General features: G+C 74.7%; 26 protein-coding genes, 1 pseudogene and 2 riboswitches. Of the genes and pseudogenes, 12 read left to right on the top strand and 15 right to left on the bottom strand.

The genetic code is table 11. The annotated features are described in order from the left end of the window. Positions 1-6: 6 nt before the first annotated feature. On the bottom strand, positions 7-714 hold the full coding sequence (locus OMK64_RS09120; RefSeq protein ID WP_272727761.1) for an SDR family NAD(P)-dependent oxidoreductase: 708 nt from the start codon (positions 712-714) through the stop codon (positions 7-9). A gap of 113 nt (positions 715-827) precedes the next feature. Between OMK64_RS09120 and OMK64_RS09115 the strand changes: the two genes are divergently transcribed. Both OMK64_RS09115 and OMK64_RS09110 read left to right on the top strand, forming a co-directional pair. Next, on the top strand, positions 828-1,709 hold the full coding sequence (locus tag OMK64_RS09115; RefSeq protein ID WP_272727760.1) for a helix-turn-helix transcriptional regulator: 882 nt from the start codon (positions 828-830) through the stop codon (positions 1,707-1,709). 193 nt (positions 1,710-1,902) lie between these two features. Continuing rightward, positions 1,903-2,349 carry an SRPBCC family protein gene (locus tag OMK64_RS09110; RefSeq protein WP_272727759.1) on the top strand — a complete coding sequence of 149 codons (447 nt, stop codon included), beginning with the start codon at positions 1,903-1,905 and terminating at the stop codon, positions 2,347-2,349. Between the two features lie 54 nt (positions 2,350-2,403). Here the strand turns inward: OMK64_RS09110 and OMK64_RS09105 are convergent, their stop codons facing one another. From OMK64_RS09105 to OMK64_RS09080, 6 genes are all read right to left on the bottom strand, one after another. After that, entirely contained in the window at positions 2,404-3,273 is an 870-nt protein-coding gene (locus tag OMK64_RS09105) for an alpha/beta hydrolase (RefSeq protein ID WP_272727758.1), read from the bottom strand. 59 nt (positions 3,274-3,332) lie between these two features. Further along, positions 3,333-3,719, bottom strand: coding sequence for a type II toxin-antitoxin system death-on-curing family toxin (locus OMK64_RS09100; RefSeq protein ID WP_272727757.1), 387 nt, complete (start codon positions 3,717-3,719; stop codon positions 3,333-3,335). Beyond that, complete coding sequence (locus OMK64_RS09095) at positions 3,716-3,958, bottom strand: CopG family transcriptional regulator (RefSeq protein WP_272727756.1); 243 nt, start codon at positions 3,956-3,958, stop codon at positions 3,716-3,718. Before OMK64_RS09095 ends, OMK64_RS09100 begins: the two co-directional genes overlap by 4 nt. A gap of 112 nt (positions 3,959-4,070) precedes the next feature. Further along, positions 4,071-5,198 carry a GTP 3',8-cyclase MoaA gene (gene moaA, locus OMK64_RS09090; protein WP_272727755.1) on the bottom strand — a complete coding sequence of 376 codons (1,128 nt, stop codon included), beginning with the start codon at positions 5,196-5,198 and terminating at the stop codon, positions 4,071-4,073. Beyond that, complete coding sequence (locus OMK64_RS09085; protein WP_272727754.1) at positions 5,195-5,617, bottom strand: molybdenum cofactor biosynthesis protein MoaE; 423 nt, start codon at positions 5,615-5,617, stop codon at positions 5,195-5,197. The genes moaA and OMK64_RS09085 overlap by 4 nt, the downstream gene beginning before the upstream one ends. Continuing rightward, positions 5,614-6,114, bottom strand: a complete 501-nt coding sequence (locus OMK64_RS09080) for a MogA/MoaB family molybdenum cofactor biosynthesis protein (protein WP_272727753.1) — start codon at positions 6,112-6,114, stop codon at positions 5,614-5,616. The genes OMK64_RS09085 and OMK64_RS09080 overlap by 4 nt, the downstream gene beginning before the upstream one ends. A 479-nt stretch (positions 6,115-6,593) precedes the next feature. Between OMK64_RS09080 and OMK64_RS09075 the strand changes: the two genes are divergently transcribed. From OMK64_RS09075 to OMK64_RS09045, 7 genes are all read left to right on the top strand, one after another. Next, on the top strand, positions 6,594-6,812 hold the full coding sequence (locus OMK64_RS09075; RefSeq protein ID WP_272727752.1) for a hypothetical protein: 219 nt from the start codon (positions 6,594-6,596) through the stop codon (positions 6,810-6,812). Positions 6,813-6,839: 27 nt separating this feature from the next. Next, positions 6,840-7,418 (top strand): GNAT family N-acetyltransferase, encoded by a 579-nt coding sequence (locus tag OMK64_RS09070; RefSeq protein WP_272727751.1) that lies wholly within the window; start codon positions 6,840-6,842, stop codon positions 7,416-7,418. Between the two features lie 10 nt (positions 7,419-7,428). Then, positions 7,429-7,524, top strand: a riboswitch (glycine riboswitch). Positions 7,525-7,715: 191 nt separating this feature from the next. Next, a complete protein-coding gene (gcvP, locus tag OMK64_RS09065) occupies positions 7,716-10,778 on the top strand; it encodes an aminomethyl-transferring glycine dehydrogenase (protein WP_374694078.1) in 3,063 nt (1,020 codons plus the stop codon). An 80-nt stretch (positions 10,779-10,858) separates the two neighbouring features. Continuing rightward, positions 10,859-12,010: a glycine cleavage system aminomethyltransferase GcvT gene (gene gcvT / locus OMK64_RS09060; RefSeq protein WP_272727750.1), complete on the top strand. Its 1,152-nt coding sequence runs from the start codon at positions 10,859-10,861 to the stop codon at positions 12,008-12,010. 88 nt (positions 12,011-12,098) lie between these two features. Then, positions 12,099-12,470 (top strand): glycine cleavage system protein GcvH, encoded by a 372-nt coding sequence (gene gcvH / locus OMK64_RS09055; RefSeq protein ID WP_272727749.1) that lies wholly within the window; start codon positions 12,099-12,101, stop codon positions 12,468-12,470. Between the two features lie 287 nt (positions 12,471-12,757). Next, entirely contained in the window at positions 12,758-12,991 is a 234-nt protein-coding gene (locus tag OMK64_RS09050) for a LuxR C-terminal-related transcriptional regulator (RefSeq protein WP_124342576.1), read from the top strand. 99 nt (positions 12,992-13,090) lie between these two features. Further along, positions 13,091-13,516: a (deoxy)nucleoside triphosphate pyrophosphohydrolase gene (locus OMK64_RS09045; protein ID WP_272727748.1), complete on the top strand. Its 426-nt coding sequence runs from the start codon at positions 13,091-13,093 to the stop codon at positions 13,514-13,516. A gap of 137 nt (positions 13,517-13,653) precedes the next feature. Here OMK64_RS09045 and OMK64_RS09040 read toward each other — a convergent pair whose 3' ends face one another. The 7 genes from OMK64_RS09040 to OMK64_RS09010 all read right to left on the bottom strand — a co-directional run bounded on the left by OMK64_RS09040 (position 13,654) and on the right by OMK64_RS09010 (position 22,008). Beyond that, positions 13,654-13,797 carry a hypothetical protein gene (locus OMK64_RS09040; RefSeq protein ID WP_168678160.1) on the bottom strand — a complete coding sequence of 48 codons (144 nt, stop codon included), beginning with the start codon at positions 13,795-13,797 and terminating at the stop codon, positions 13,654-13,656. A gap of 266 nt (positions 13,798-14,063) precedes the next feature. Beyond that, on the bottom strand, positions 14,064-15,365 hold the full coding sequence (locus OMK64_RS09035; RefSeq protein ID WP_374694077.1) for a MalY/PatB family protein: 1,302 nt from the start codon (positions 15,363-15,365) through the stop codon (positions 14,064-14,066). 277 nt (positions 15,366-15,642) lie between these two features. Beyond that, complete coding sequence (metE, locus tag OMK64_RS09030) at positions 15,643-17,964, bottom strand: 5-methyltetrahydropteroyltriglutamate--homocysteine S-methyltransferase (RefSeq protein ID WP_272727747.1); 2,322 nt, start codon at positions 17,962-17,964, stop codon at positions 15,643-15,645. After that, positions 17,961-19,094 (bottom strand): methylenetetrahydrofolate reductase, encoded by a 1,134-nt coding sequence (locus tag OMK64_RS09025; RefSeq protein ID WP_272727746.1) that lies wholly within the window; start codon positions 19,092-19,094, stop codon positions 17,961-17,963. Before OMK64_RS09025 ends, metE begins: the two co-directional genes overlap by 4 nt. A 67-nt stretch (positions 19,095-19,161) precedes the next feature. Then, a riboswitch (SAM riboswitch) is annotated at positions 19,162-19,257 on the bottom strand. Between the two features lie 165 nt (positions 19,258-19,422). Next, positions 19,423-19,641, bottom strand: a complete 219-nt coding sequence (locus OMK64_RS09020; RefSeq protein WP_272727745.1) for a hypothetical protein — start codon at positions 19,639-19,641, stop codon at positions 19,423-19,425. A gap of 126 nt (positions 19,642-19,767) precedes the next feature. Continuing rightward, positions 19,768-20,325 (bottom strand): DNA-3-methyladenine glycosylase I, encoded by a 558-nt coding sequence (locus tag OMK64_RS09015; protein WP_272727814.1) that lies wholly within the window; start codon positions 20,323-20,325, stop codon positions 19,768-19,770. A 411-nt stretch (positions 20,326-20,736) separates the two neighbouring features. Then, a complete protein-coding gene (locus OMK64_RS09010) occupies positions 20,737-22,008 on the bottom strand; it encodes a TetR/AcrR family transcriptional regulator C-terminal domain-containing protein (RefSeq protein ID WP_272727744.1) in 1,272 nt (423 codons plus the stop codon). 82 nt (positions 22,009-22,090) lie between these two features. Between OMK64_RS09010 and OMK64_RS09005 the strand changes: the two genes are divergently transcribed. Further along, positions 22,091-23,068 (top strand): efflux ABC transporter ATPase subunit, DrrA-related, encoded by a 978-nt coding sequence (locus OMK64_RS09005; RefSeq protein WP_272727743.1) that lies wholly within the window; start codon positions 22,091-22,093, stop codon positions 23,066-23,068. Beyond that, positions 23,065-23,865: an ABC transporter permease gene (locus tag OMK64_RS09000; RefSeq protein WP_272727742.1), complete on the top strand. Its 801-nt coding sequence runs from the start codon at positions 23,065-23,067 to the stop codon at positions 23,863-23,865. Before OMK64_RS09005 ends, OMK64_RS09000 begins: the two co-directional genes overlap by 4 nt. 164 nt (positions 23,866-24,029) lie before the next feature. On the opposite strand, the gene OMK64_RS08995 is transcribed toward OMK64_RS09000, so the two are convergent. Then, positions 24,030-24,950: a DUF3418 domain-containing protein gene (locus OMK64_RS08995; RefSeq protein ID WP_272727741.1), complete on the bottom strand. Its 921-nt coding sequence runs from the start codon at positions 24,948-24,950 to the stop codon at positions 24,030-24,032. 64 nt (positions 24,951-25,014) lie between these two features. Here OMK64_RS08995 and OMK64_RS21210 point away from each other — a divergent pair. Continuing rightward, positions 25,015-25,143 (top strand): annotated as a pseudogene (locus OMK64_RS21210) (DUF3418 domain-containing protein); the annotation flags it as partial.

Below are 25,143 nucleotides of genomic sequence, written 5' to 3'. Positions count from 1 at the left end.
GCCCGATCACCAGGGCAGCGCGCCCGCCCGGTCGTGGAACGTCCCGGACGGCGCGTCCGGGCCGACGGTGGCGGCCGCGACGACGGCCTCGGCACCCTGCTCGACCGTCTGGAAGCCCTGGTACCCGTTGAGGCCGGTCGCGGTGTAGCCGGGGTCGACGGCGAGCACCTGGTACCCGTCGAGCACCTTCGCGTACTGGCTCGTGATCATGTTGAGCGCGGCCTTCGACGACGGGTACGCGAGCCCGGCGATCGTCGACTCGAACCGCCCCGGGTCCGTCGTGACGCCGAACGAGCCGAGCCCGCTCGACACCATGACGACGCGCGGCTGGGCGGACCGGTCGAGCAGCGGCAGGAACGCATGCGTGACGCGGACGGGCCCGAGCACGTTGACGCCGTAGACGGGCAGGAAGTCGGCGGGCGGCGTGTCGCGCGGTCCGACGATCCGGCCGGAGATCCCGGCGTTGTTGACGAGCACGTCGAGGCGCCCGTGGGTGGCGTCGACGACGCGCACGGCGTCGGCGACCGAGGCGTCGTCGGTGACGTCGAGCCGCACGGCCCGCGCGTCGCCGCCGAGCTCGCCGGCGACGCGCTCGCCGGCGGTGAGGTCGCGCGCGCCGACCCAGACGGTCCAGCCGAGCGCGACGAGTCGGTGGGCGGTCTCCCGCCCGATCCCCTGGGTGGCCCCCGTGACGAGGGCGATCGTGGTGTCCATGCCGTCGACCCTCCGCCGCGGCGCGGGCGGGCTCCAGGGCGTGCGGACCCTGGGACCGGCGGTCCCACGCTGCGCGGTCCCGCGCCGGGGGTGCCCGGGTGGATCCTGGGCGTATGGATCGTGGGGAGCTCGCCCAGGTGCTGCGTCGTGCGCGCGGCCGACTGTCGCCGCAGGACGTCGGGCTGCCGGCGGGCGAGCGTCGCCGCGTCGCGGGCCTGCGACGCGAGGAGGTCGCGCAGCTCGCCGGGGTGAGCGTCGACTACGTCGTGCGGCTCGAGCAGGGCCGTGGCCCGCACCCCTCCCCGCAGGTCCTGCGGGCGCTGGCCCGGGCGCTCCGCCTCGACGACGACGAGCGTGCGGAGCTGTTCCACCTGGCCGGCTCGCCGCCGCCGCTCCCGGGGACGGTCGACGACGTCGTGCGCCCGAGCGTCCAGCGGCTCATGGACCGTCTCGTCGACCTGCCCGTCCTGCTGCTCGACGCGCGCGGCGACGTGCTCGCGTGGAACGCGATGGCGTCGGCGCTGCTCGGCGACTGGTCGTCCGTGCCCGTGCGTGAGCGCAACGTCAACCGGATCCGGTTCCTCGGCACGACTCCGTACGGCCCGCGGACCCGCGTCGCGATGTCGCCGGAGGAGCGCGAGGAGACCGCCGCCCAGGCCGTCGCGGCGCTGCGGACCGCGGCCGCGCGCTACCCGAAGGACGCACGCCTCAACGAGCTCGTCGCCGAGCTGCGCCGGGAGAGCCCCGACTTCGAGCGCATGTGGCAGGAGGGCGGCGCGAGCCTGTGGCGCAGCCACCGCAAGTCGGTGGACCACCCGACCGTCGGGCGGGTCACGCTCGACTGCGACGCGCTGCACGTGCCCGACAGCGACCAGGCGATCATCGTCTACTCGGCCCCGGCCGGGAGCCCTGCCGCCGACGCGCTCGCGCTGCTCCGCGTCATCGGCACGCAGTCGCTCACCCCGACCGCGCGTGCGTCCGCGACGCGCGAGTGACGTTCCCGGCGTCCCCCGCCAGGACCGCAACCGGCGGCCCAGGGCCCGAAGGGTGCGCCTCGTCGGCCCCCTCCGCACGTCGAGCGGCCGTCCTCCACCGGAACGGGCGACAGGTCCCGCGCTCGCCGCGCGACCTGGTCAGGGCCCACCTAGCGTGGCCCGACAACCCCGTCCCGAGCGAAGGGAGCACGGCATGCCGACGATCGACGAGACCATCGAGGTGGCCGTCCCGATCAGCACCGCCTACGACCAGTGGACGCAGTTCGAGGAGTTCCCGCGGTTCATGGGAGGCGTCGAGGAGGTGCGCCAGGTGACCGACACGCTCACGCACTGGCGGACCTCGATCGGCGGCGTCGAGCGCGAGTTCGACGCGCAGATCACCGACCAGCACCCCGACCAGCGGGTCGCGTGGCGCAGCGTCGACGGCCCGACCCACGAGGGTGTCGTGACCTTCGAGGCGATCGACGCCGCCACGACCCGCGTGCACGTCGAGACCCGGTGGGAGCCGGACTCGCTCGTCGAGAAGGCCGGTGCCGCCGTCGGCGCGGACGACCTGCAGGTCAAGGCCGACCTCAAGCGGTTCAAGGAGTTCATCGAGAACCGCGGCACCGAGACCGGCGCCTGGCGCGGCGACGTCTGACCGCCCGACGCCCGACGACGCCCGGCCGCCAGCTCCTGAGGTGGCCGGGCGTCGTCATGGGCACGGTGCGACGCCGCCGAGCCGCGCGACGTCCACGACGGCGCCGACCAGCGCCGGACCGGCCGCGAGGGCCCGGTCGTTGTGACCACCGCCCGGCACCTCGACCTCGACGACCGGTGACCCGGCCCGCCGCGCCGCATCCGCGACCTGGCGGCTGAGCCGCGCCGGGACCGTCGTGTCCGCGTCGCCGTGGACGACCGCCACGGGCACGGTCACCTGCCCGACGTGCTCGACGACGTCGAACCGGTCGCGCAGCAACCACCCGAGCGGGACGCCCGTGACCGCCCGGGCCGCGTCGGCGAGCGTCGTGAACGGGGACCGCAGGACCAGCGCCGCAGGCGGGTGCTCGGCGGCCAGCCCGCTCGCGACCGCCGCCCCGAGGCTCTCGCCCAGGTACACGGTGGCCGCGGCCGGGACACCGGCGTCGCGCAGGAAGTCGCGAGCCGCCCGCGCGTCGCGCGCGAGGCCCTCCTCCGACGGGGCGCCCGGGTTGCCGCCGTAGCCGCGGTACTCGACCAGGAGCACCCCGAAGCCGGCGTCGTGCAGGGCCGACGCGAGGGCGGCCCGCGAGGCCCGGTTCCCGCCGTTCCCCGGTGCGACGAGGACGGTCGACGCGCATCCCAGGGGAGCGGGGAGGTACCACGCCGTGAGCGCCAGCCCGTCCGACGTCCGCAGCTCGACGTCCCGCGCACCCGGCAGGACCGACCCGACCGGTGGCGGCTGCCGGCGGTCCGGGACGAACACGATCGACCGCTGCATCAGCGCGACCCCCGCGAGCCCGAGGACGAGCGCGACGGCCACCACGACGACCACGGACGTCAGCCGTCGCGAGGCGCGGGGACGAGCGCCCGACCGCTCGCTCACCCTCCGATCGTCGCACCGGCGCGTCATGCCGGCTACGACGACGGGCGACGCGGTGCGCGCTACCGCTCGTCGAGCGGGCGTGCGTGCGCCTCCAGCCAGGCGGCGATCTCCTCGAGCGTCACGTGGTCGTCGCCGCCGACGGATCGGACGAACGCGTCGACGTCGTGCGGCTCCGCGACCAGCCGATGGCCGTGGAGCCGGTAGAGCACGTCCGTCATGGTCCAGGAGAGTCGCTTGTTGCCGTCGAGGAGGGGGCGCGAGCGGTTGAGCGCGTCCAGCAGCGCCGCCGCCTTCGCGTGCGGACCGGTGTAGGCCTCGACGCCCCAGACGACCGCCGCAGGCCGCGCGAGCGCGGACGCCAGGGCTCCCTCGTCGCGGATGTAGAGCCCGAGCAGCTCGCAGAAGTCGAGCCCGTCCTCCATGTCGACATGGACGAACGCGGTCATCGAGAGAGCAGGTCGAGAGCCTCGGCGTTGTCGGCGATCGAGTCGCGGATCGCCCGCGCGGCGGCCGAGCGCCGGGCAGACCGGGCGGCGAGCGACGCGTCCTCGTCGGCCGCGTCGAGCCGGGCCGCGTGCTCACGGACGGCGATCGCCACGACGTCGGTCATCGTGCGCTTCTCTCGCTCCGCGACCTTGCGCAGCAGGTCCTCGTCGGCCGGGTCGAGCCGCAGGGTCATCGCCACGGCGCGCCTCCAGATCAGGTATCAGCCAGACACCGACCTACCCAGCGACCTCGCATCCGACCGGCGCTTCTCGGCCGCGGGGGCACGGCGTCCGAAGAGCCCGGGCTCGCGGTCAGCCGCCGATCGCGCTCATGGGCCGGTCGGGCTGCCGGAAGGTCGGCTCCCCGATGCCGTGACCGGCCTTCTTGCCGGCGAGGCAGCGCCGGAACGCGTCGGCCACGGCGGCGTCGTCGAGCGCCTCGTCCCGCACGGCGGCCCGCACGTCGACCTCGTCCTGCGCGAAGAGGCACGCGCGCAGCTGCCCGTCGGCGGTGAGCCGCAGCCGGTCGCACGCCGCGCAGAAGGGTGCGGTGACGGAGGCGATGACGCCGACCGTCTGCGGCCCGCCGTCGACGTACCAGAGCTCGGCGGGCGCGGCGCCCCGCCCTGGCACCTCGGTGAGCGTGAAGGCCGAGGTCAGCCGGTCGAGGATCTCCGCCTGCGTGACCATCTGCGTGCGGTCCCACGTGTGCCCGCCGTCGAGCGGCATCTGCTCGATGAACCGCATCTGGTACCCGCGGTCCACGGCGAACCGCGTGAGCGCGACGACCTCGTCGTCGTTGACCCCGCGCATCGCGACGGCGTTGATCTTCACGGGGTGCAGCCCGGCGGCGTCGGCGGCGGCGAGGCCGGCCAGCGTCTCGACGAGCTTGTCGCGCCGGGTCAGCTCGATGAACTTGCCGCGGTCGAGCGTGTCGAGGCTGACGTTCACGCGCGACAGCCCGGCGTCGCGCAGCGGCGACGCGAGCGCGGGCAGGCGCAGCGCGTTGGTCGTGAGGGACACCTCGGGGCTGCCGTGCGGTCCGGTGAGCGCGGTCAGGCGCCGGACGACGTCGACGACGTCGACGCGCAGCAGCGGCTCGCCGCCGGTCAGGCGGATCTCCGTGATCCCGAGCTCGACGCCCACGCGCGCGACCCGCACGATCTCGTCGGTGCTGAGCATCGTCGAGCGGGCGAGCCACGGGACGCCCTCGGCGGGCATGCAGTACGTGCACCGCAGCGAGCACCGGTCGGTCAGCGAGATGCGCAGGTCGTGGTGCGCCCGCCCGAACCGGTCGACGAGCGGGCCCTCGACAGGGGTGCCGGCCTGCGGCGCGCGCTCCTGGAGCGCGTGATCCTGAGGCGCGTCGGCCCGCGACGGGACGCGGACGTGACTCTCGGACGACGCGTCCCGCACCGTCGGCATCGGGAGGTCCGTCATGTCATCCCCACCCACACGTGCGACCCGTCCGCGAGGACCTCGCGCTTCCAGACGGGCAGCTCGGCCTTGACGGTCTCGACGAGCGCCCGGCACACCTCGAACGCCTCGGCGCGGTGCGCGGTCGCGACGGCGCACACGATCGCCGCCTCCCCGACCTCCAGCCGCCCGACGCGGTGGCTCACCGCGAGCCCGATCACGTCGTCGTCCGCCGCCGCGTCTTCGGCGAGCCGTGTCAGCACCGCAGCCGCGTCGGGGTGCGCGCTGTACTCCAGCGCGACGACCTTGCCGTCCACCGACGGGTCGTGGTCGCGGACCAGCCCGACGAACGTCGCGACCGCGCCCGCGCGCGCGTCGCTCACATGTTCCACGTGAAACAGCAGGTCAAGCGGCCGGTCGTCGATCCGCGCCAGCACGGTCATGCGTGGTCACCCCCGGCGACCTGGTCGAGCAGGTGGTCGAGCAGCGGCAGCAGCGTGGCCAGGTTGTCCCGGACGCCCCCGGGGGAGCCCGGCAGGTTGACGACGACGACTCCGTCGGCGGTCACGCCCGCGAGCCCGCGGGACAGGACGGCCGTCGGCACGGTCCGCGCCGACTCGCGCCGCAGCAGCTCCGCGATCCCGGGGAGCTCGCGGTCGAGCACCGCACGCGTGCCCTCGGGCGTCCGGTCGCGCGGGCCGACACCGGTCCCGCCGGACGTGACGACGAGCCGGACACCGTCGCGCGCCGCCGCGTCGATCGCGTGCTGCACCGGGAGCGCGCCGTCGGGCACCACGACGACCTCGCCGACAGCGAAACCGGCCCCGGCCAGCAGGTCGCGCGCCACGGGCCCGGACCGGTCCTCGCGCGTCCCGGCGGACGACCGGTCGGACACGACGACGACCGCCGCGCGCCGCTCGCCCCGGTGTCCCGTGCTCATCGCGTCAGCCTAACGACGCACCCCGGGACCGCGTCCGCTGCCCGCACCGTGGAGAACCCGCCCGTCATCGCACCGTGCCAGCATGGGCGCGACACCCGGACCGGACCACGAAGAGCGGCGATGCGCAGACCTGTCCCGACGAGCGAGGCCCAGCGATGGCTCGACGCATACGCGCGGGTCAGCACCGCAGCCTCGCGAACCGCCCGGACCCGGTGCCCGAGCTGCGGGCGGAAGGACCTCCACCTCGTGCACCTCTCGATCGGGAGCGTGGCCGACGCCGTGCTGCCGGCGTTCTGGTGCGGTGCGTGCCTGCGCGGCATGCCACCGGCCCGCGCTTCGCTTCCGGCGTGGGCGACCGCGGTGCCGTACGACCGAGCGGCGCTGCCCGACGACGTGATTCCGCGATGAAGGGTGCGACGACGCGGCGACGCGTGGGCGGTCGGGAGCACGGGCGGACGCCCGCGGGCGGAGCCGCGCCGATGTCATGGCGGCGCAAGCGGCGGCTGCTCCTCAACGCTGGCGTCGTGCTCGTGATCGGGCTCGCGGTGCTGCGCGCGGCGACGCGTGGGTCGACGGTGCTCGCCGTCGCCGGCCTGCTCGCGGTCGGCGGCGTCGTCTGGCTGGTGGTCGACATGCTGCGCCGACGCCGGCGCGCAGTGGCCCCCCTCGCCCGCGGGGACGCCGACCGTCCACGCTGACCGCACCGACCGACGTACGGTGCCCGGATGGGACTCGAGCGGCGGACCGAGCGACTCGTCATGCGGCAGTGGACGGAGGCGGACCTCGAGCCGTTCGCGCAGATGAACGCCGACCCGGAGGTCATGGAGCACTTCCCGGCGCCGCTGACCCGCGACCAGAGCGACGCGCTCGCGGCCCGCGCGCAGGCGGGCCTGGAGGAGAACGGCTGGGGCCTGTGGGCGCTCGAGGTCGACGGCCGGTTCGCGGGCTTCACCGGGCTGAACCGCCCGTCGTGGAACCCGGCGCTCGTCGAGGTCGGCTGGCGGCTGCCGCGCTGGGCGTGGGGGCACGGGTACGCGTCGGAGGCCGCGCGTGAGGCGCTGCGCGTCGGGTTCGAGGAGGCGGGTCTCGACGAGATCGTCTCGTTCACGGCGGTCCCGAACGTCCGCTCGCAGGCCGTGATGCGGCGCATCGGCATGACGCGCGACCCGGCCGACGACTTCGACCACCCGTCGGTCCCGCACGGGCACCGGCTCGAGCGGCACGTGCTGTACCGGATCGCCCGACCGGCGGTCAGCGGCGGCGACCCGGCGGCGGGTAGGCTGGCCCGGCAACGCGACAACTGAACACGCTGCTCGAACCGACGCGGGAGAGCTCCGGACACCACGAGCCGGACGCCGAAGGAGCAACCCTCCCCGGGAATCTCTCAGGCCCCTGTACCGCGACGGCGAGGCAACTCTGGAAAGCGGTCGAGCCCTCGCGGGACCGACCCACCGACGGTGCAAGTCGGCGCGCCCCGGGCCCCTCGCGGCCATGGCGGACCGGCAAAACTCTCAGGTCGCACGCCCCGGCGCGCGGATGACAGAGCGGGGAGCCCACACGCCCGTCCCGGCGCGCCTGCCGGACGACCCCCGGAGCAGCCCGTGACCGACCTCAGCTCGTTGCACGACGTCGTCGCCCGTGCCGGCACCCTCGCCGTCCCGCCCGTGTCGCCCGACGCCGACACCCCGCACGCCGGCCCCGCCGCCGAGAGCCACACCGCCGCGGTGAGCCTGACGGCCGTCGAGCACACCCCGGCCGCCGAGGGCTTCGCCGACCGGCACATCGGTCCGCGCGGCGAGGAGACGCTGCGCATGCTGTCGGCGGTCGGCTTCCCGACGGTCGACGCGCTCGTCGACGCCGCCGTCCCCGCGTCGATCCGGACGGGCCGTGAGCTGGACCTGCCGGCGGCCCGCAGCGAGGAGGAGGTCCTCGACGCCCTGCGCGGCATCGCGGGCCGCAACCGCGTCCTGACGTCGATGATCGGCCAGGGCTACTACGACACGGTGACGCCGCCGGTGATCCGCCGGAACGTCCTGGAGTCGCCCGCCTGGTACACGGCGTACACGCCGTACCAGCCGGAGATCTCGCAGGGCCGGCTGGAGGCGCTGCTCAACTTCCAGACGATGGTCACCGACCTCACGGGGCTGGACATCGCGAACGCGTCGCTGCTCGACGAGGCGACCGCGGTCGCGGAGGCCGTCGCGCTCATGTGGCGTGGCCAGCGCAACAAGCCCGGCACGGTCGTGCTCGACGCGGACCTGTTCGGGCAGTCGCTGGCCGTGACGGTCGGGCGCGCGGAGGCGATCGGCCTGCCGGTCGTCGTCGCGGACCTGTCCGACGGGCTGCCGGAGGTCGAGGGGACGCTGCTGGGTGTCGTCGTGCAGCAGGTCGGCGCGTCGGGTGCGGTGCGCGACCTGCGGCCCGTGATCGCGCAGGCGAAGGAGCGCGGCGCGCTCGTGACGGTCGCGTCCGACCTGCTGGCGCTCACGCTCGTGACGACGCCCGGCGAGCTCGGTGCGGACATCGCGGTCGGGTCGGCGCAGCGGTTCGGCGTCCCGCTGTTCGGCGGCGGCCCGCACGCCGCGTTCATGGCGGTCCGCAACGGCCTCGAGCGCTCGCTGCCGGGCCGCCTCGTCGGCGTGAGCATCGACGCGGACGGCGCGCGCGCCTACCGCCTCGCGCTGCAGACGCGCGAGCAGCACATCCGCCGCGAGAAGGCGACGAGCAACATCTGCACCGCGCAGGCCCTGCTCGCGATCGTCGCGTCGATGTACGCGGTCTACCACGGCCCCGACGGCCTGCGGGCGATCGCCCAGCGCGTGCACGGCCACGCCCGGTCGGTCGCGACGGTCCTCACCGAGGTCGGCGTGACCGTCGAGCACGCGACGTTCTTCGACACGGTGCGCGCGGTCGTCCCGGGTCGCGCGGCGGACGTCGTCGCGGCGGCGGCGGACCTGGGCGTCAACCTGTGGGCGGCCGACGCCGACCACGTGCAGGTCACGTGCGACGAGCGGACCCGCCCCGAGCACGTGCTCGCGGTCGTCCTCGCGTTCGCGCAGGCCGGCACGACGCGCCTCGAGGCCGACGAGGACGGCACCTTCGCGTTCGGCTTCGTGGGCGCGGGTGACCTCGACGGCCCGTCCGAGGCGCTCCCGGAGGAGCTGCGCCGCACGACGCCGTACCTGCAGCACCCCGTCTTCCACCTGCACCGCTCCGAGACCGCGATGCTGCGCTACCTGCGCCGCCTGTCCGACAAGGACCTCGCGCTCGACCGGACGATGATCCCGCTGGGCTCCTGCACGATGAAGCTCAACGCGACCGTCGAGATGGAGGCGATCTCCTGGCCGGAGTTCGCGTCGATCCACCCCTTCGCCCCCGCCGGCCAGACGCAGGGCTACGCGGAGCTCGTCACCGAGCTGCAGGACTGGCTCGCGGAGATCACCGGCTACGCGGCCGTGTCGGTCCAGCCGAACGGCGGCTCGCAGGGCGAGTTCGCGGGCCTGCTCGCGATCCACGCGTACCACCGCAGCCGCGGCGAGGAGCGCGACATCTGCCTCATCCCGGCCTCGGCGCACGGCACGAACGCGGCGTCGGCGGCGCTCGCAGGCCTGCGTGTCGTGGTCGTCGCGACGGCGCCCGACGGGTCGATCGACCTCGACGACCTGCGCGCGAAGCTCGACCAGCACGGCCCCCAGGTCGCCGCGATCATGATCACCTACCCGTCGACGCACGGCGTCTACGAGGAGGGCGTCCGGACGGTGTGCGACCTCGTGCACGACGCGGGCGGCCAGGTGTACATCGACGGGGCCAACCTCAACGCGCTCGTCGGGCTCGCGCGGCCGGGCGAGATCGGCGGCGACGTGAGCCACCTCAACCTGCACAAGACGTTCTGCATCCCGCACGGCGGCGGCGGTCCCGGCGTCGGCCCGGTCGCGGTCGCGGCGCACCTCGCGCCGTTCCTGCCGGGCGACCCGACCCCGTCGCGCGCCGCCGACGGCCTCGACGCGGCGACGGCCGGCGCGGTCGCACCCGTGTCCGCGGCGCCCTGGGGCTCGGCGGGCATCCTGCCGATCTCGTGGGCGTACGTCGCGCTCATGGGCCCCGACGGCCTGCGCGCCGCGACCGAGACCGCGGTGCTGGCCGCGAACTACCTGGCCACGCGCCTGGCCCCGCACTTCCCGGTGCTCTACACGGGCCCGAACGGGCTGGTCGCGCACGAGTGCATCCTCGACCTGCGCGACATCACCAAGCAGACGGGCGTGACCGCGGAGGACGTCGCGAAGCGGCTCATGGACTACGGCTTCCACGCGCCGACGCTGTCCTTCCCCGTCGCCGGGACGCTCATGGTCGAGCCGACGGAGAGCGAGGACCTCGCGGAGCTCGACCGGTTCGTCGACGCGCTCGTCGCGATCCGTGCCGAGATCGACCAGGTCGCCGACGGGCGCTGGGCCGTCGAGGAGTCGCCGCTCCGCAACGCCCCGCACACGGCCGCGGCCGTCACGTCGGACGACTGGGACAAGCCGTACCCGCGCCGCCTCGCCGCCTACCCGGTCGCGTCGCTCGGGGAGAACAAGTACTGGCCGCCGGTCCGCCGCATCGACGGCGCGCACGGGGACCGCAACCTCATCTGCTCGTGCCCGCCGGTCGAGGCGTTCGCCGAGTGAGCACGCCCGAGCCCACCCCGACGACGCCGGCGGACGCGACGACCGCGACCGGCGGGTCGGACCCGACGAACGGAGCGACCGTGAGCGACCCGACCGCGGACACCCTGTCCCCGCTGCACGACGAGCACGTCGCCCTCGGTGCCGCGCTCACGTCCTTCGCCGGCTGGCAGATGCCGCTGCGGTACACCTCGGACATCGCCGAGCACACCGCGGTCCGCACGGCCGCGGGGCTGTTCGACCTGTCCCACATGGGCGAGCTCGAGGTCACCGGTCCGCAGGCGGGCGCCGCGCTCGACGCGGCGCTCGTCGGTCACCTGTCGGCGCTCGCCGACGGTCGCGCGCGGTACACGATGATCGTCGACGAGCACGGCGCGGTCCTCGACGACCTCGTCGTCTACCGGCTCGCGGCGGACCGGTTCGTCGTCGTGGCGAACGCGTCGAACGTCGCCGTCGTGCGCGAGGCGCTGCTCGAGCGGATCGCCGCGTTCGACGCGACCCTCGACGACGCCTCCCTGCGCACGGCGCTCGTCGCGGTGCAGGGCCCGCGCGCGGAGGAGATCGTCGCGTCCGTGACCGAGGCCGCCGACGTCGACGCGGTGCGGGCGCTCAAGTACTACGCCGCGGTGCCTGCGACCGTCGCGGGCCTGTCCGCGCTCGTCGCGCGCACCGGCTACACGGGCGAGGACGGCTTCGAGCTGTTCGTCGACGCCGCCGACGCCCCGGCCCTGTGGCGTGCGCTCCTCGCCGCGGGTGAGCCGCACGGTCTGGTGCCCGCGGGTCTGTCCGCGCGCGACAGCCTCCGCCTCGAGGCCGGCATGCCGCTCTACGGCAACGAGCTCGACCACACGACGACGCCCTACGACGCGGGCCTGGGCCGCGTCGTGCGGCTCGACAAGACCGACGCCGACGGCAAGCCGCTCGACTTCGTCGGCCGCGCCGCCCTGGCCGCGAGGCACGACTCCCAGCCCGCGCGCGTGCTCGTCGGGCTCCAGGGGCTCGGTCGCCGCGCGGCGCGGCACGGGTACCCGGTCCTGCGGTCGGCCGCCGCCGACGCCCCGCACGTCGGGACCGTCACGTCGGGTGCGCCGTCGCCGACCCTGGGCCACCCCGTCGCCATGGCGTACGTGACCCCGGAGGTCAGCGCCCCCGGCACGGAGCTCGCCGTCGACGTGCGCGGGCGTGCCGAACCCGTGCGCGTGGTGGCCCTCCCCTTCTACCGTCGTCCTCGATGACGCCGTCGGGTCGAGGCACGTCCTCGACGCGACCCGTCACGACGACGACGTGCACCACGAGCCCGGCCCGGACCCACCTGGAGACGCCATGACCGACCTGCCCACGCACCTGCACTACACGCTCGAGCACGAGTGGCTCCAGGACGGCGCCCCCGCGACCGTCGGCATCACCTCGACCGCCGCCGAGGCGCTCGGCGACATCGTCTACCTCGAGCTCCCGGCCGTCGGCGAGACCATCACGGCCGGCGCAGTCGTCGGCGAGATCGAGTCGACCAAGTCGGTGTCCGAGCTCTTCTCGCCGGTCTCCGGAACCGTCGCCGAGATCAACCAGGAGGCGATCGACGACCCGTCGCTCGTCAACTCCGACCCCTTCGGCCGTGGCTGGCTGCTCAAGGTCGACGTGACCGAGACGGGCCCGCTGCTCACCGCCGAGGAGTACGAGGCGCACGCAGCGGGCTGACGTCGGATCTTCCTCTGGACCAGCGTCGTCGCGGCGCGTATATCGGACCTTACGGACCTCGGGCCATCGGCCGAACGGGTGAACCGAGGGGTCTGTGGTGACCCGGGTGTATCAGCATCGGGCCTTGCCGTTCATTGTGGGTGGCAGCGAGACCGGTACGCAGCGCTTCGCGAAAACGAGTTGGTGAAAGTGGCGTCATGACGCCCTGGTTGTCGCCTCTCATCCGGTACGCCGCCTCAGGCGGAGCCGGAGAAGTCGGCATCCATGCAGCACAACCGGAGGACACGATGAGCATGTTGGAGACGAGCGAGACGGTCGGGACCGTCACCGAGGCCCTGACCCGCCGGGAGCGGGTGGTGCTCGGCGAGCTCGGCGAGGACGTGACGCTCGAGGAGATCGCCACCCGTCTGTTCGTGACGCGCAACACCGTCAAGTCCCAGGTCCGCAGCGTCTACCGCAAGATCGGCGTCTCCACGCGCGCCGAGGCGGTCGCGTGGGCCGTGGCGCACGGCATCCGCTGACCTGACGACGCCGACTTCCCGGCGGCCCGGGCGACCGGGCCGCCGCGCGGCGCCTCACCGTCACGCCCGAGTCGCCACCGGGACTGGCAGACTCGCCGCATGACACCTCCCGTGCTCGTCGTCGCCGCCGCCGTGGTCGACGACCTGGACGAGCCCCGGGTCCTGCTCTCCGCGCGTCGCGCGACGCCGGCGAGCCTCGCAGGTCGATGGGAGTTCCCCGGCGGCAAGGTCGACGCCGGGGAGACCCCCGAGGCTGCGCTCCACCGTGAGCTCCGCGAAGAGCTCGGCATCCGCGTCGCGCTCGGCGACGAGGTCGTGGGACCCGACGACGGCGTCTGGCACCTCACCGACCGGTACGTGATGCGGCTCTGGCTCGCGGAGGTCGTCGACGGCGTCCCCGAGCCGCTCGTCGAGCACGACGAGCTGCGCTGGCTGCCCGCCGGTCAGTGGCACGACGTCCCGTGGCTCGACGCGGACGTCCCCATCGTCGACGCCCTCGTCGCGCTGGTCAGCGACCGCGTCTGAGCCCAGGGGACCACCGAACCCGCGCCTCCCCCGAACCCACGCCTCCACCGACCGCGCGCCGGGCATGAGACGGCCCGCGGAGGGCCGGCATCGACGGCGGCGGGACCGTGCGCCGGCCCGCTCCGCGGGCCGTCAGCTCACCAGCGGTGGTTGCTGTTCCCCGAGCACACCATGCCGGTGCCACGGCAGAACGTGCACTCGCCCTTCCACCGCTTGCGACCCTGACCCTCGCAGTGGTTGCACTCCGCCACCGGGGACGTGCACTCGTCGCACCTCTTCATGTCCGCCTCCTCGCCAGGCTCGTCGTCGTGCCCGGACCGCCTGCCGTCTGGATCGGCACGGGGTCTTCAGTCGTCAGCATCGGCAGGACGGGCGTCCACTTGAGCGACGCGACCGGACCGTGACCTGGACAGCGGTCCACGGGGCGCGCCGGACGGGACCTATGTCGCGATTCGTGCGCTGTGTCCGTGCAGGTCGGCGAAGATTCGCCCGTTCGGCGCAGCGGTCCTCGGCGCGTCGGGTAGCGGTCCGTGCCGGGGCCCGACCGTCAGGCCAGGGCGGACGCCAGGCGTCCTACGCCTTCGTGGAGGGTGGCCGTCGACGCCGCCAGGTTGAGCCGGGCGAAGCCGACGCCCTCGGGCGTGCCGAACGTCGGCCCGGGGTTGAGCGCGACGCGACCACGCTCGAGCGCGAGACGGGCGGGGTCGGCGCCGTCGCGGACCGCGGGGACGTCGCGCAGGTCGAGCCAGGCGAAGTACGTCGCGTCGGGCGGCGACCAGCGGGCCGCGGGCAGGTGCGTCGCGAGGAGCTCGGCGAGCAGCCGCTGGTTGTGTCGCAGACCGTCGAGGACCGCGTCGAGCCAGTCGCCGCAGTCCCGGAGTGCCGTCGTGTGGGCGACCGCGCCGAGGTGGCTGACGCCGTGCAGCACGATCTCCGGAAGGCGCGCGAGGTCGGCGCGGGCGTCTGGTCCCGGGACCGCGACGGCCGCCTTGAGCGCGGCGAGGTTGAACGCCTTCGACGCCGAGTGCAGCGCGATCGCCGACGGGATCACCGTCGTCGTCGGGACGAACCTCGGCCGCGCCTCGTCCTGGCCGCCGCCGTCGTCCCCCACGGGACCGCTGCTGCCGGCACCGAGGGTGCCGGTGCTCCCGGCGCCGTCGCGCGGGGAGGGCGCGGTGTCGCCGCCGTCGGTCGACCACGCGCTCCCGCCCGTGACGAGCGGTGCGTGGATCTCGTCCGCCACCACCCGGACGCCGTGCTGCCCGGCGAGCTCGCCGACGGCCGCGAGCTCGGCCGCCGTGTGCAAGGTCCCCGTCGGGTTGTGCGGGTGGCAGAGCAGGTACGCGGCGCGACGGCCCCCCGACGTCGCGCTCGCGAACGCGGTGTCGAGCGCGTCGAGGTCGAGGCGGCCGTCAGGTCCGAGCGGGGCCGGCAGCGGGCGGCGGTCGGCGTGCGCGACGAACTGCACGAACGGCGGGTACACCGGCGGGTTGATGACGACCGCGTCGCCGGGGTCGGTGACGAGCCGCAGCACCTCGACGATCCCGAGCATGACGTCGGGCACGAGCCGGCAGTCCGCGACGGGCACGTCCCAGCCGTAGCGGGTCGCGGCGAACCCGGCGAGCGCCTCGGCGTAGTCGGGCCCGTGCACGTACCCGGTGTCGCCGGCGCGCATCGCGTCCGACACGGCCCGGATCACCGCCTCAGGCTGTGGCACGTCCATCTCCGCGACGTACATCGGCAGCACGTCCGGCGGGTAGCGGCGCCACTTCTGGCTCGTCCGTCGACGCAGCGCGTCGAGCGGCACGGAGTCGAAGATCGTCGTCCCGCCGCGCGCTTCCACGTCCACGTCCACGACCCTACGTCGGGCCCTCCGCGTCGACCCCGGCCGACGCACCGCAGCGGAAGCGGCCGACTCACCGGCCGACGCACCGTGGCGGGAGCGGCCGACTCACCGGCTGACGCACCGCGGCGGGAGCGGTCGACGCACTGCCGCCCCATCGGCCGGCGCGCGGAGCGGACCCGCCGCCCGGCTGACTCGTTCCCCCGACGGGACGGCAGAGGGCCGGGTCCGTGGTGGACCCGGCCCTCCGGTCGCGCGGTACCCCGTCGGGGCGTGTGCGGCGTCAGAGCGTCGCGCGGACCGCCCGCGTCGCCTGCAGGATGTGCTCGAGCGACGGGGTGACCTCCTCGTAACGGCGGGTCTTGAGGCCGCAGTCGGGGTTCACCCAGAGCTGGTCGAGCGCGATGGCCTTGACGGCCTCGGTCAGGAGCTCCTCGACCTCGGCCTCGCTCGGCACGCGCGGCGAGTGGATGTCGTAGACGCCCGGGCCGACCGCACGCGGGTAGCCCGCGGCCGCGATGTCGCCGAGGATCTCCATCTTCGAGCGGGCCGCCTCGATCGACGTGACGTCGGCGTCGAGGCCGTCGATCGCGCCCATGATCTGGCCGAACTCGGAGTAGCAGAGGTGCGTGTGGATCTGCGTGTCCTCGCGCACGCCCGCCGTGGAGAGCCGGAACGAGCGGACCGACCAGTCGAGGTACGCCGCGTGGTCCTCCCGGCGCAGCGGCAGGAGCTCGCGCAGCGCGGGCTCGTCGACCTGGATGATGCCGATGCCGGCGGCCTCGAGGTCGGCGATCTCGTCGCGCAGGGCGAGCCCGACCTGGTTGGCGGTGTCGCCGAGCGGCTGGTCGTCGCGGACGAACGACCACGCGAGGATCGTCACCGGGCCGGTGAGCATGCCCTTGACGGGCTTCTCGGTGAGGGACTGCGTGTACGAGGTCCAGGCGACCGTGATCGGCGCCGGACGGGACACGTCGCCCCAGAGGATCGACGGGCGCGTGCAGCGCGAGCCGTAGGACTGGACCCAGCCGTTCTGCGTCACGGCGAACCCGTCGAGATTCTCCGCGAAGTACTGGACCATGTCGTTGCGCTCGGGCTCGCCGTGCACGAGGACGTCGAGGCCGATCTTCTCCTGCAGCTCGACGACGCGGCGGATCTCCGCCTTCATCTCGTCCTCGTACTGCTCGGCGGTCAGCTCGCCCTTGCCGAACGCGGCGCGGGCCTTGCGGATCTCGGGCGTCTGCGGGAACGAGCCGATGGTCGTCGTCGGCAGCGGGGGCAGGTCGAAGCGCGCGGCCTGCGCGGCCTTCCGGCTCTCGAAGTCGCCGCGGTTGAACGCGTCCTCGCCGAGGGCGGCGACGCGCTCGCGCACCTCGGGACGCACGACGCCCGGAGCCGTCTTGCGCGACGCGACGGCGTCGGACGCGGCGAGCAGCTGCTCGTGGATCGCCTCGCGGCCCTCGGTCAGGCCCTCGGCGAGCGTGACGACCTCGACGACCTTCTGGTCGGCGAACGCGAGCCACGACTTCAGCGTCGGGTCGAGCGTCGGCTCGTCCTGCACGTCGTGGGGGACGTGGAACAGCGACGTCGACGTGCCGACCGTGACGGCCGCGGCGCCGAGGTTCTCGAGCTGCTCGAGCACCTGGAGCTTGGCGTCGAGGTCCGCGCGCCAGATGTTGTGGCCGTCGATCACGCCGGCGACCAGCGTCTTCGACTCGAGGCCGGGGACGGCCTGCGTCGGGGCCGGGCCGCGGACCAGGTCGACGCCGATGGCCTCGACGTCGGTCGCGGCGAGCACGCCGAGCGCGTCGCGCAGGTCACCGTAGGGCGCGGCGACGAACAGCGCCGGGCGGCCCTCGACCGCGGTGAGCGCGCCGTACGCCTCGGTGACCGACGCGAGCAGACGCTCGACGGGGACCTCGACGGAGTCGGACACGAGCGCGGGCTCGTCGAGCTGGACCCACGTGGCGCCCGCGGCGGCGAGGTCGCGCAGCAGCGCCGCGTAGACCGGGAGCACGTCGGCCAGGCGGTCGATCGGCGCGAAGCCCTCGGGGGAGCCCTCGGCGGCCTTGGCCAGCGCGAGGAACGTCACCGGGCCGACGATGACCGGGCGGGTCAGCACGCCCTCGGCGAGCGCCTCGGCGAACTCGCGGACCGGGCGGTCGCTCGCGTAGCGGAACTCGGTGTCCGGGCCGATCTCGGGGACCAGGTAGTGGTAGTTCGAGTCGAACCACTTGGTCATCTCGAGCGGCAGGTCGTCGCCACGGCCGCGGGCGACCGTCGAGTAGCCCGCGAGGTCCAGGCGGCCGTCGGCGTCGACGAGGTCGGCGAAGCGCGGCGGGATCGCGCCGAGCACGGTCGCGGCGTCGAGCACGTGGTCGTAGAAGGAGAACGCGCTGGGGATCGCCGGCACGTCGGTGCGCAGGCCGAGCTCGGCGAGGCGCGTGCGGGTCCGGCGGCGCAGGTCGGCGGCGACGGCCTCGACCTCGTCGGCCGAGGAGCGCCCGGCCCAGAACGCCTCGATGGCCTTCTTGAGCTCACGACGCGGACCGATCCGGGGGTAGCCCAGGACGGAGCCGGCGGGGAACGTGGGGGTGGTGGTCATCGCGGTGTCTGTCCCTCGTGGGTCGGGTCGGGTGCCGTCGTGGTGGGTCCGGGCGAGCCGGGGGTCGTCGCGGTGGGGGCCGTGACGGGTACGGCGCTGCGGCCGGTGCGGGCCCCGCCGTCCAGACCCGCTCCTTCGAGCAGGTCGAGCGCGGCGTGGTGCTGGTTGAACGTGTAGAGGTGGACGCCCGGCGCGCCGCCGTCGAGCACGCCCTGGACGAGGTCGACACCCGCGCGGATGCCGCGCCGGTGCCGCTCGACGTCGTCGTCCGCGGACCCCAGGAGGTCGAGCAGGTCACGCGGGACGGGGACACCCGTGAGGTCCTGCACGCGCAGCAGCCGTGCGGGGTCCGTGCTCGGGATGATGCCCGGGATGATCGGGATCGTGACGCCCGCGTCGCGCGCCTCGGCGACGAGCCCGAGGTACGACTCGGCGTCGAAGAACACCTGCGTGATCGCGAAGTCGGCGCCGGCCTCCTGCTTCGCCAGCAGGGACGCGACGTCCTGCGCACGCGTGCCGCCGGTCGCGGCGTTGCCGCGAGGGAACGCGGCGACGGCGACCGAGAGCGGCCGGACACGCGCACGGACCGCCTGCGACGGGCTGCCCGCGCAGCGGCGCGACTCGATCTCACGCAGCAGCTCGACGAGCTCGCTCGCGGTGTGCACGCCGGCGGGGTGCGGCTGCCAGTCGGCCTGGCCGGCGGGCGGGTCGCCGCGCAGCGCGAGGAAGGAGCGTGCGCCCTCGTCGAGGAACTCCTCGACGATCGTGGTGATCTCGTCGCGCGAGGTGCCGACGCACGTGAGGTGGGCGATCGGGTTGAGCGACGTCTCCCGCAGGAGCCGGCTGACGAGCGCACGGGTCGTGACGCGGGTCCGGCCCGACGCGCCGTACGTCACCGACACGAAGTCGGGGTGCGCCTCGCCGAGCCGCTGGATCGTCTCCCACAGCCGCGGTGCGGCGTCGGGGTTGCGCGGCGGGAAGAGCTCGAACGAGACGGTCGGCCGGTCGATCGCGGCGAGCGGGCGGCCGGGCGCGACGTGCGGACCGGTCGTCCGACGCGAGGTGGTGTCGGTGACGGTGCCGGCCTCGTCAACCGTGCCCGGCACGGCGTCCACGGCGGGGGCGCTCACCGGTCGGCCGGCGTCGGTCGCCCGGCGCGGGGGTCGCGGGGGCACGCGGGGTGCTGCGGCATCGTTCACTCCATCGACCCTGGCGGAAGCACCCACACCCTCGCCAGGAGGGGGGTTGCTGCGGCGTCGTCGAGCCAGGTCTCTCGGCCGCTCTGGATGGTTGTCGAGATGCTAGACCGCCGACCACATGGTGGGCAACGTTGCTCGACGGGTGAGACGGTCGCGTCCGCGCGCGACGCTTCAGGCCGGGCGGGTGCCGTCCGGCGATCGGGTCCGGCGAACGGGAGAGGGACAGGCGGTACGCGCGGCGCCGGCGCAGACGCTGCGGTCAGCGACGACGGCGCGGGGTGAGGTGACCGGGCCGGAGCCGGCTGCGCTGCGTCGGGACGTCGAACCAGGACGTCGGCGAGCCGGCGACGACACCGAGCAGACCGTCCTGCACCGCGGCGAGCACCTCGGCGTCGACCGTCGACGGCGTCGACATGGCCGCAGCCGCCCCACGCACGGCGTCGAGCCGTCCGCCGTCGGGGTCGGTCGTGTCGGTCACGCCGGGAATCCTAACCTCCTCCCGAAAGGGGGTCAGGGGTCGGCGCGAGGGCGTCACTCGACGGGAGCAGCAGGGCCTCGAGTGCGTCCGGCGGCACCGGTCTGCGGACATCGCCGCGACCCGACGTCACGACCCCCGCACGGACGGGCAGGTCGCGAGATGGTCGTCGACGAGCCCGCACGCCTGCATCGCCGCGTACGCGGTCGTCGGTCCGACGAAGCGGAAGCGCAGCGTCTTCAGCTCGCGGGCGAGCGCGCGGGACTCCGGCGTGACGGCGGGGACGTCCACCCAGGTGGCCGGGCGGACGTGGTCGGACCGGTCGGGCGCGTGCGACCACAGGACCTCGTCGAGCGTGCGTCCCTGCGCGTGCAGGTCGCGCAGCGCCCGGGCGTTGGCGATCGTCGCCTCGATCTTCGCGCGGTTCCGCACGATGCCGGCGTCGGCCATGAGCCGTGCGACGTCGTCGTCGCCGAACTCCGCCACGACCTCCGGGTCGAAGCCGGCGAAGGCCTCGCGGAAGGCGGGTCGCTTGCGCAGGATCGTGATCCAGGCGAGCCCCGACTGGAACCCCTCGAGCGCCAGCCGCTCGAACAGCGCGTGCTCGCCGTGCACCGGGCGGCCCCACTCCTCGTCGTGGTACCGCTCGTACAGCGGGTCCCCGTCACCGAAGCACCGTCCCGTCAGCGGCGTCGGCCCCGCGGGCGTCGCGAGCGGGTCGTCGTCCGCAGACGCGCCGCGGTCGACGGCCGGAGAGGGCGCAGGCGTCGCCGTGGTGGGCGACTCGCCGGCCTGCTCGGCGGAGGCCCCCGCCTGCTCGGAGGAGGCGCCGGCCGGGTCGGCGGTGGGGGTCATCGGGTCCGCGCTCGGCGGCGGCTGTGCGGTCACGTCGTCAGTCTGGCGTCGTCCGCCGACACGTCCAGGTGCTCGCCGTCACGGCCGGGACGACGACGCCGTCGACGCGGGCTGTGGACGGTTCGACGAACGCTCGGTCGCGGCGCGCTCCCGTCGGTTCGACGGACACCCGGCGGCCGCGCGCTCGTGCCGACGCTTCCACGCTGACCCGGCGGCAGCGCGCTCGTGTCGACGCTTCCGCGCTCAACCGGCGGCGGCGCGCGCGATCAGCGCCGCGATGCCGTCGAGCACCAGCCGCGAGCCGAACGAGATGCCGTCGTCGTCCATCGCCGCACCGAACGCCCCAGCGGCAGCCGCGCGCAGCAGTGCCGGGTGCTGGTCCGGCGAGGCGACCGCCGCGAGCATCCGGTCCATGTCGTAGGGCGCCGCCGTCATGTCCTCGACCGCGCGCTCGCGGGCCTCCCACGACGCGAACAGCCGCAGCTCCTCGAGCTGGTGGCTCGCGAGCATGCCGACGGCCGCGACCTTCGACGCCTCGTCCAGCGGCGTGTCCTCGAGCGCGGCCACCATCGCCTCCATCCACGCGAGCCGGTTCGGGCCGACCGCGTGCAGGACCGTGCCGGTGTGCGCGAGCCACGGGTGCGCGTGGAGGATCGGCTGCTGCAGCGCGACGAGCAGCTCGAGCCGCGCGCGCCAGTCGCCCACCTCGGGTCCGACCGCGGGCGGCCGACCGCTCGCGCGGTCGGACATCAGGCTGACGACCTCGTCCTTCGACGACACGTACCGGTAGAGCGACATCGTCGTGAAGCCGAGGGACTCCGCGAGCCGGGCCATGGACACGGCAGCGATCCCCTCGGCGTCGGCGAGCGCGATCGCGGCGTCGGCGATCTGGTCGAGCGTGAGGCTGGGGCGGGGCCCGCGTCGGGGCGGCTCGGGTGCGCGCCAGAGGACGGCGAGGTCCGGCGGGAGCGCGGACGCGTCGACGGTCGCGACCGGTGCGGGCGTGCTCTCGGCGCGGGCCGCCTCACGGCGGGCACGCTCCGCCTCACGGGCGGCGCGCTGCTGGGCGAGGGCGGCGTCGCGCGCGGCCTTCTCGGCCTCGCGCAGCGCGCGGCCGGCCTCACGGGCGGCGTCGCGTGCGGCCCGCTCGCGCTCGGCCTGGGCGCGCTCGGCCTCCTTGCGGGCCTCGGTCTCGCGCCGCTGACGCTCCTTCTCGACGGCCGCGAGCGCGCGCGACCGTGCGTCCTCCGCCTGCTGGAGCGCCTTGGCGCGGTCGCGCTCGGCCTTCTCCTCGTCGCGACGGCGACGGTCGGCGTCGCGACGCGCACGCTCGGCGTCCTTGGCGGCCGCCTGCTGGGCCTTGTCCCGGTCGCGCCGGGCACGATCGGCCTCCTTGGCGGCGGCGCGGTCGGCCCTCTCGCGGTCGCGCCGCAACGCCTCGGCCTCGCGACGGGCGTCCTCGGCCTCCCGCTGCATGCGCGCCTCGTCGGCTGCCTGGTCGATCGCCTCGTCCACGTCCACCTCCTTGACGTCCGATCCTATAAGTGTGTATGACATACACACACAGTTTACGACGTACACAGAAGGAGGCCACGCGATGACCGCACCGATCGTGGTCGCCCGCGGACTGCGCAAGTCCTACGGCGACCTCACCGTCCTTGACGGCGTCGACCTCGACGTCCACCGCGGCGAGGTCCTCGCCCTGCTCGGCCCGAACGGCGCGGGCAAGACGACGACCGTCCGCATCCTGTCGACGCTCCTGCGACCCGACGCCGGCACCGCGACGGTCGCCGGTGCCGACGTCGTCCGCGACCCCGCCGCGGTGCGCGCGGCCATCAGCCTCACCGGGCAGTACGCCGCGGTCGACGAGCTGCTCACGGGCGCCGAGAACCTCCACCTCATGGCCCGCCTCGCGCACCTGGGTGGCCGGGAGGCCCGCGCGCGGTCGCGCGACATGCTCGAGCTGTTCGACCTCACCGACGCCGCCGGACGCCTGGTCAAGACCTACTCGGGCGGCATGCGACGGCGGCTCGACCTCGCCGTGAGCCTGCTGAGCCGTCCCCAGGTCCTGTTCCTCGACGAGCCGACCACCGGCCTCGACCCGCGCAGCCGCGGCGACCTGTGGGACGTCATCCGGGACGTCGTCGACGCCGGCGCGACGCTCCTGCTCACCACGCAGTACCTCGAGGAGGCCGATCGGCTCGCCGACCGGATCGTCGTCATCGACCACGGCCGCGTCATCGCGCAGGGCACCGCGACCGAGCTCAAGCGCACGGTCGGGTCCGCGCACGTCGAGCTGGTCCTGCGCGACGGCACCGTCCAGCGCGTCCCCACCGACGGGTCCGTCGCCGACGTGCACCGGATCCTCGGCGACGTGTCCGCCCGTTCGCTCGACGTCGCCGCGTGGCAGGTCCGCGAGCCCACGCTCGACGACGTGTTCCTCAGCCTCACCGGCAAGCCCGCCGAGCCGACCGACGCCGCGGCCAGCGGTGGCCCGGGCAGCACCGCCGACCGCACCAGCCCGTCCGCCGACGCGCTCGCCGCCGCCGGCCCGCACCCCCGGGAGACCCGATGACCGCCCTGCTCGCCCCCGCGCCCACGACGGCCCGCCCCGGCGCGGGCCAGACCGTCCGCGACACGACCGCCCTGATCGGCCGGACGCTGCGCCGGACCACCCGGCAGCTCGACACCCTCCTGATCTCGGTGATGCTGCCCGTGATGCTCCTGCTGATGTTCACGTACGTGTTCGGCGGGGCGATCGACCCGACGGGCCGCTACGTCGACTTCGTCGTGCCCGGCATCATCCTGCTGACCGCGGGCTACGGCGCCGCGAACACCGCCGTCGACATGGCCTCCGACATGACGAACGGCATCATCGACCGCTTCCGGTCCATGCCGATCCGCGCGACGGGCGTGGTGACCGGGCACGTGGTCGCCAGCATGGTGCGCAACGCCGTGTCGACCGCGCTCGTCATCGTCGCCGCGTTCCTCGTCGGGTTCACGCCCGACGCGACGCTGCTCGACTGGCTCGGCGCGCTCGGGATGGTCGCACTGTTCGTCCTCGCGCTGACGTGGGTCGGCGTCGCCGTGGGGATCGTGGCGTCGGGGCCGGAGGCGGCCAGCGGCTTCACGTTCTTCATCCTGTTCCTGCCGTACGTGTCGAGCGCGTTCGTGCCGCCGGAGTCGATGCCGTCGGTGCTCGAGGCGATCGCCGCGTGGAACCCGGTCACCCCGGTGACGGACACCATGCGCGGCCTGCTCCTCGGCCTCCCGCTGGAGACCTCGACATGGGTGTCCGCGGTCGGGTGGTGCGTCGGCATCTTCCTGGTCGCCCGCACGGCCGCGGGCCTCCTCTTCGCCCGCCGCCGCTGACGACGGGACGTCGTCGGACGGTCCCCGTCCCCGCGAGCACAACACGGCGCGCGTCCTCGACCCCGTCGACGCGCGCAGTGTTGTGCTCGGCGGCCGGATCGGTGGGGCGGACCTGGGCCGCCGGGAGGCCGCCGGGATCGGCAGATGGCACGGCCCCTCGGGTTTCAGAGGGCGGCGAGGGCCTTGCGGATGCGGGTCGGGGAGACCGGGACCGGGGTACCGAGCTGCTGTGCGAACAGGCTGACGCGGAGCTCCTGGAGCAGCCAGCGGACCTCGTCGAGCGCGGCGTCCCGGGCCGCGTCGGGGGAGGCCGCGCGCGCCTTCGTCACGGCCGCGTCGTACAGGTCCTCGACGTCGTGCACCTGCCACGCGAGGTCGCCGTCGCGCTGGGGGTTGTCGCCGGCCTTCGCGAGCCGGTGCTTCGCGGCGCGCAGGTAGCGGGTCAGCTGCGGCAGCCGGACGGCCCCGACCTCGGAGACGAACCCGTCGTGCACCAGGTCGGCGGACTGCTCGCGCACGTCCTGTACGGTCCCCAGCAGGGCGAGGCTGGCCGACGCGCGCAGGTCGCCCTCGAGCTCGCGCCACGCGCCGAGCACGGCGACGAGGTCGGTGACGACCGCGTGCACAACGTCCTCCAGCCGGTCCCGGACGGCGGCCCGCAGGGCGGCGTACGCGTCGGCGTCACGCACGTCGACGGCCGTCCGGCTCCCGAGGTGCTCCGTCATGAGCCGGTCGACCGCCGCGAGCTGCACGTCGGTGACCAGCGTGTCCGTGCTCGGGTACGGGCTCGCGGCGAGCGTGAGCGCCTGCGTCCCGGTCCAGCGCGACGTGATCCGGCCCGTCGCGAGGCCGACGTCGAGCAGCAGCAGGCGCCGCAGGCCGCGCCGGGCAGCCGACGGGACCGCGCCCGCGTCGGCGAGCGTCCGCACCGCGACGGACGTCGTCTCGTCGACGAGCGTCGGGTACGCACGCACGACGACACCCGCCGCCCGCGCCTCCAGGACCTCGGGCAGCGCGCCGCCGGGCAGGTCGTCCGGCCATGTCCGCAGACCCGTGCGCTCGAGCGACGGCGGGGGTGCCGACACGGCTCCTCCCGGTCCGGGGACCGCGTGAGCGCCGGACGACGGCCCGCCGGCCGATCCCGGTGCTCCCGTGACCGTGCACATCCCGATCACCGCCCTGGCCCGGCTGACCCCCGACGGGTTCGACTGGATGGTGCCCGGCCTGCGCGAGGAGCTCGTCACCGCGACCATCCGCTCGCTGCCCAAGCCCGTGCGC

The organism is Cellulomonas fimi (assembly GCF_028527925.1).
Classification (GTDB): domain Bacteria; phylum Actinomycetota; class Actinomycetes; order Actinomycetales; family Cellulomonadaceae; genus Cellulomonas; species Cellulomonas fimi_C.
This window is presented reverse-complemented; position numbering and strand designations above follow the sequence as displayed.

What these genes read in the sequence shown, in the direction of transcription:
- OMK64_RS09120 (WP_272727761.1), bottom strand. Translation starts at nt 714, where the DNA reads ATGGACACCACGATCGCCCTCGTCACGGGGGCCACCCAGGGGATCGGG.
- OMK64_RS09115 (WP_272727760.1), top strand. Translation starts at nt 828, where the DNA reads ATGGATCGTGGGGAGCTCGCCCAGGTGCTGCGTCGTGCGCGCGGCCGA.
- OMK64_RS09110 (WP_272727759.1), top strand. Translation starts at nt 1,903, where the DNA reads ATGCCGACGATCGACGAGACCATCGAGGTGGCCGTCCCGATCAGCACC.
- OMK64_RS09100 (WP_272727757.1), bottom strand. Translation starts at nt 3,719, where the DNA reads ATGACCGCGTTCGTCCATGTCGACATGGAGGACGGGCTCGACTTCTGC.
- moaA (WP_272727755.1), bottom strand. Translation starts at nt 5,198, where the DNA reads ATGACGGACCTCCCGATGCCGACGGTGCGGGACGCGTCGTCCGAGAGT.
- OMK64_RS09085 (WP_272727754.1), bottom strand. Translation starts at nt 5,617, where the DNA reads ATGACCGTGCTGGCGCGGATCGACGACCGGCCGCTTGACCTGCTGTTT.
- OMK64_RS09080 (WP_272727753.1), bottom strand. Translation starts at nt 6,114, where the DNA reads ATGAGCACGGGACACCGGGGCGAGCGGCGCGCGGCGGTCGTCGTCGTG.
- OMK64_RS09075 (WP_272727752.1), top strand. Translation starts at nt 6,594, where the DNA reads ATGTCATGGCGGCGCAAGCGGCGGCTGCTCCTCAACGCTGGCGTCGTG.
- OMK64_RS09070 (WP_272727751.1), top strand. Translation starts at nt 6,840, where the DNA reads ATGGGACTCGAGCGGCGGACCGAGCGACTCGTCATGCGGCAGTGGACG.
- gcvH (WP_272727749.1), top strand. Translation starts at nt 12,099, where the DNA reads ATGACCGACCTGCCCACGCACCTGCACTACACGCTCGAGCACGAGTGG.
- OMK64_RS09050 (WP_124342576.1), top strand. Translation starts at nt 12,758, where the DNA reads ATGAGCATGTTGGAGACGAGCGAGACGGTCGGGACCGTCACCGAGGCC.
- OMK64_RS09045 (WP_272727748.1), top strand. Translation starts at nt 13,091, where the DNA reads ATGACACCTCCCGTGCTCGTCGTCGCCGCCGCCGTGGTCGACGACCTG.
- OMK64_RS09040 (WP_168678160.1), bottom strand. Translation starts at nt 13,797, where the DNA reads ATGAAGAGGTGCGACGAGTGCACGTCCCCGGTGGCGGAGTGCAACCAC.
- metE (WP_272727747.1), bottom strand. Translation starts at nt 17,964, where the DNA reads ATGACCACCACCCCCACGTTCCCCGCCGGCTCCGTCCTGGGCTACCCC.
- OMK64_RS09005 (WP_272727743.1), top strand. Translation starts at nt 22,091, where the DNA reads ATGACCGCACCGATCGTGGTCGCCCGCGGACTGCGCAAGTCCTACGGC.
- OMK64_RS09000 (WP_272727742.1), top strand. Translation starts at nt 23,065, where the DNA reads ATGACCGCCCTGCTCGCCCCCGCGCCCACGACGGCCCGCCCCGGCGCG.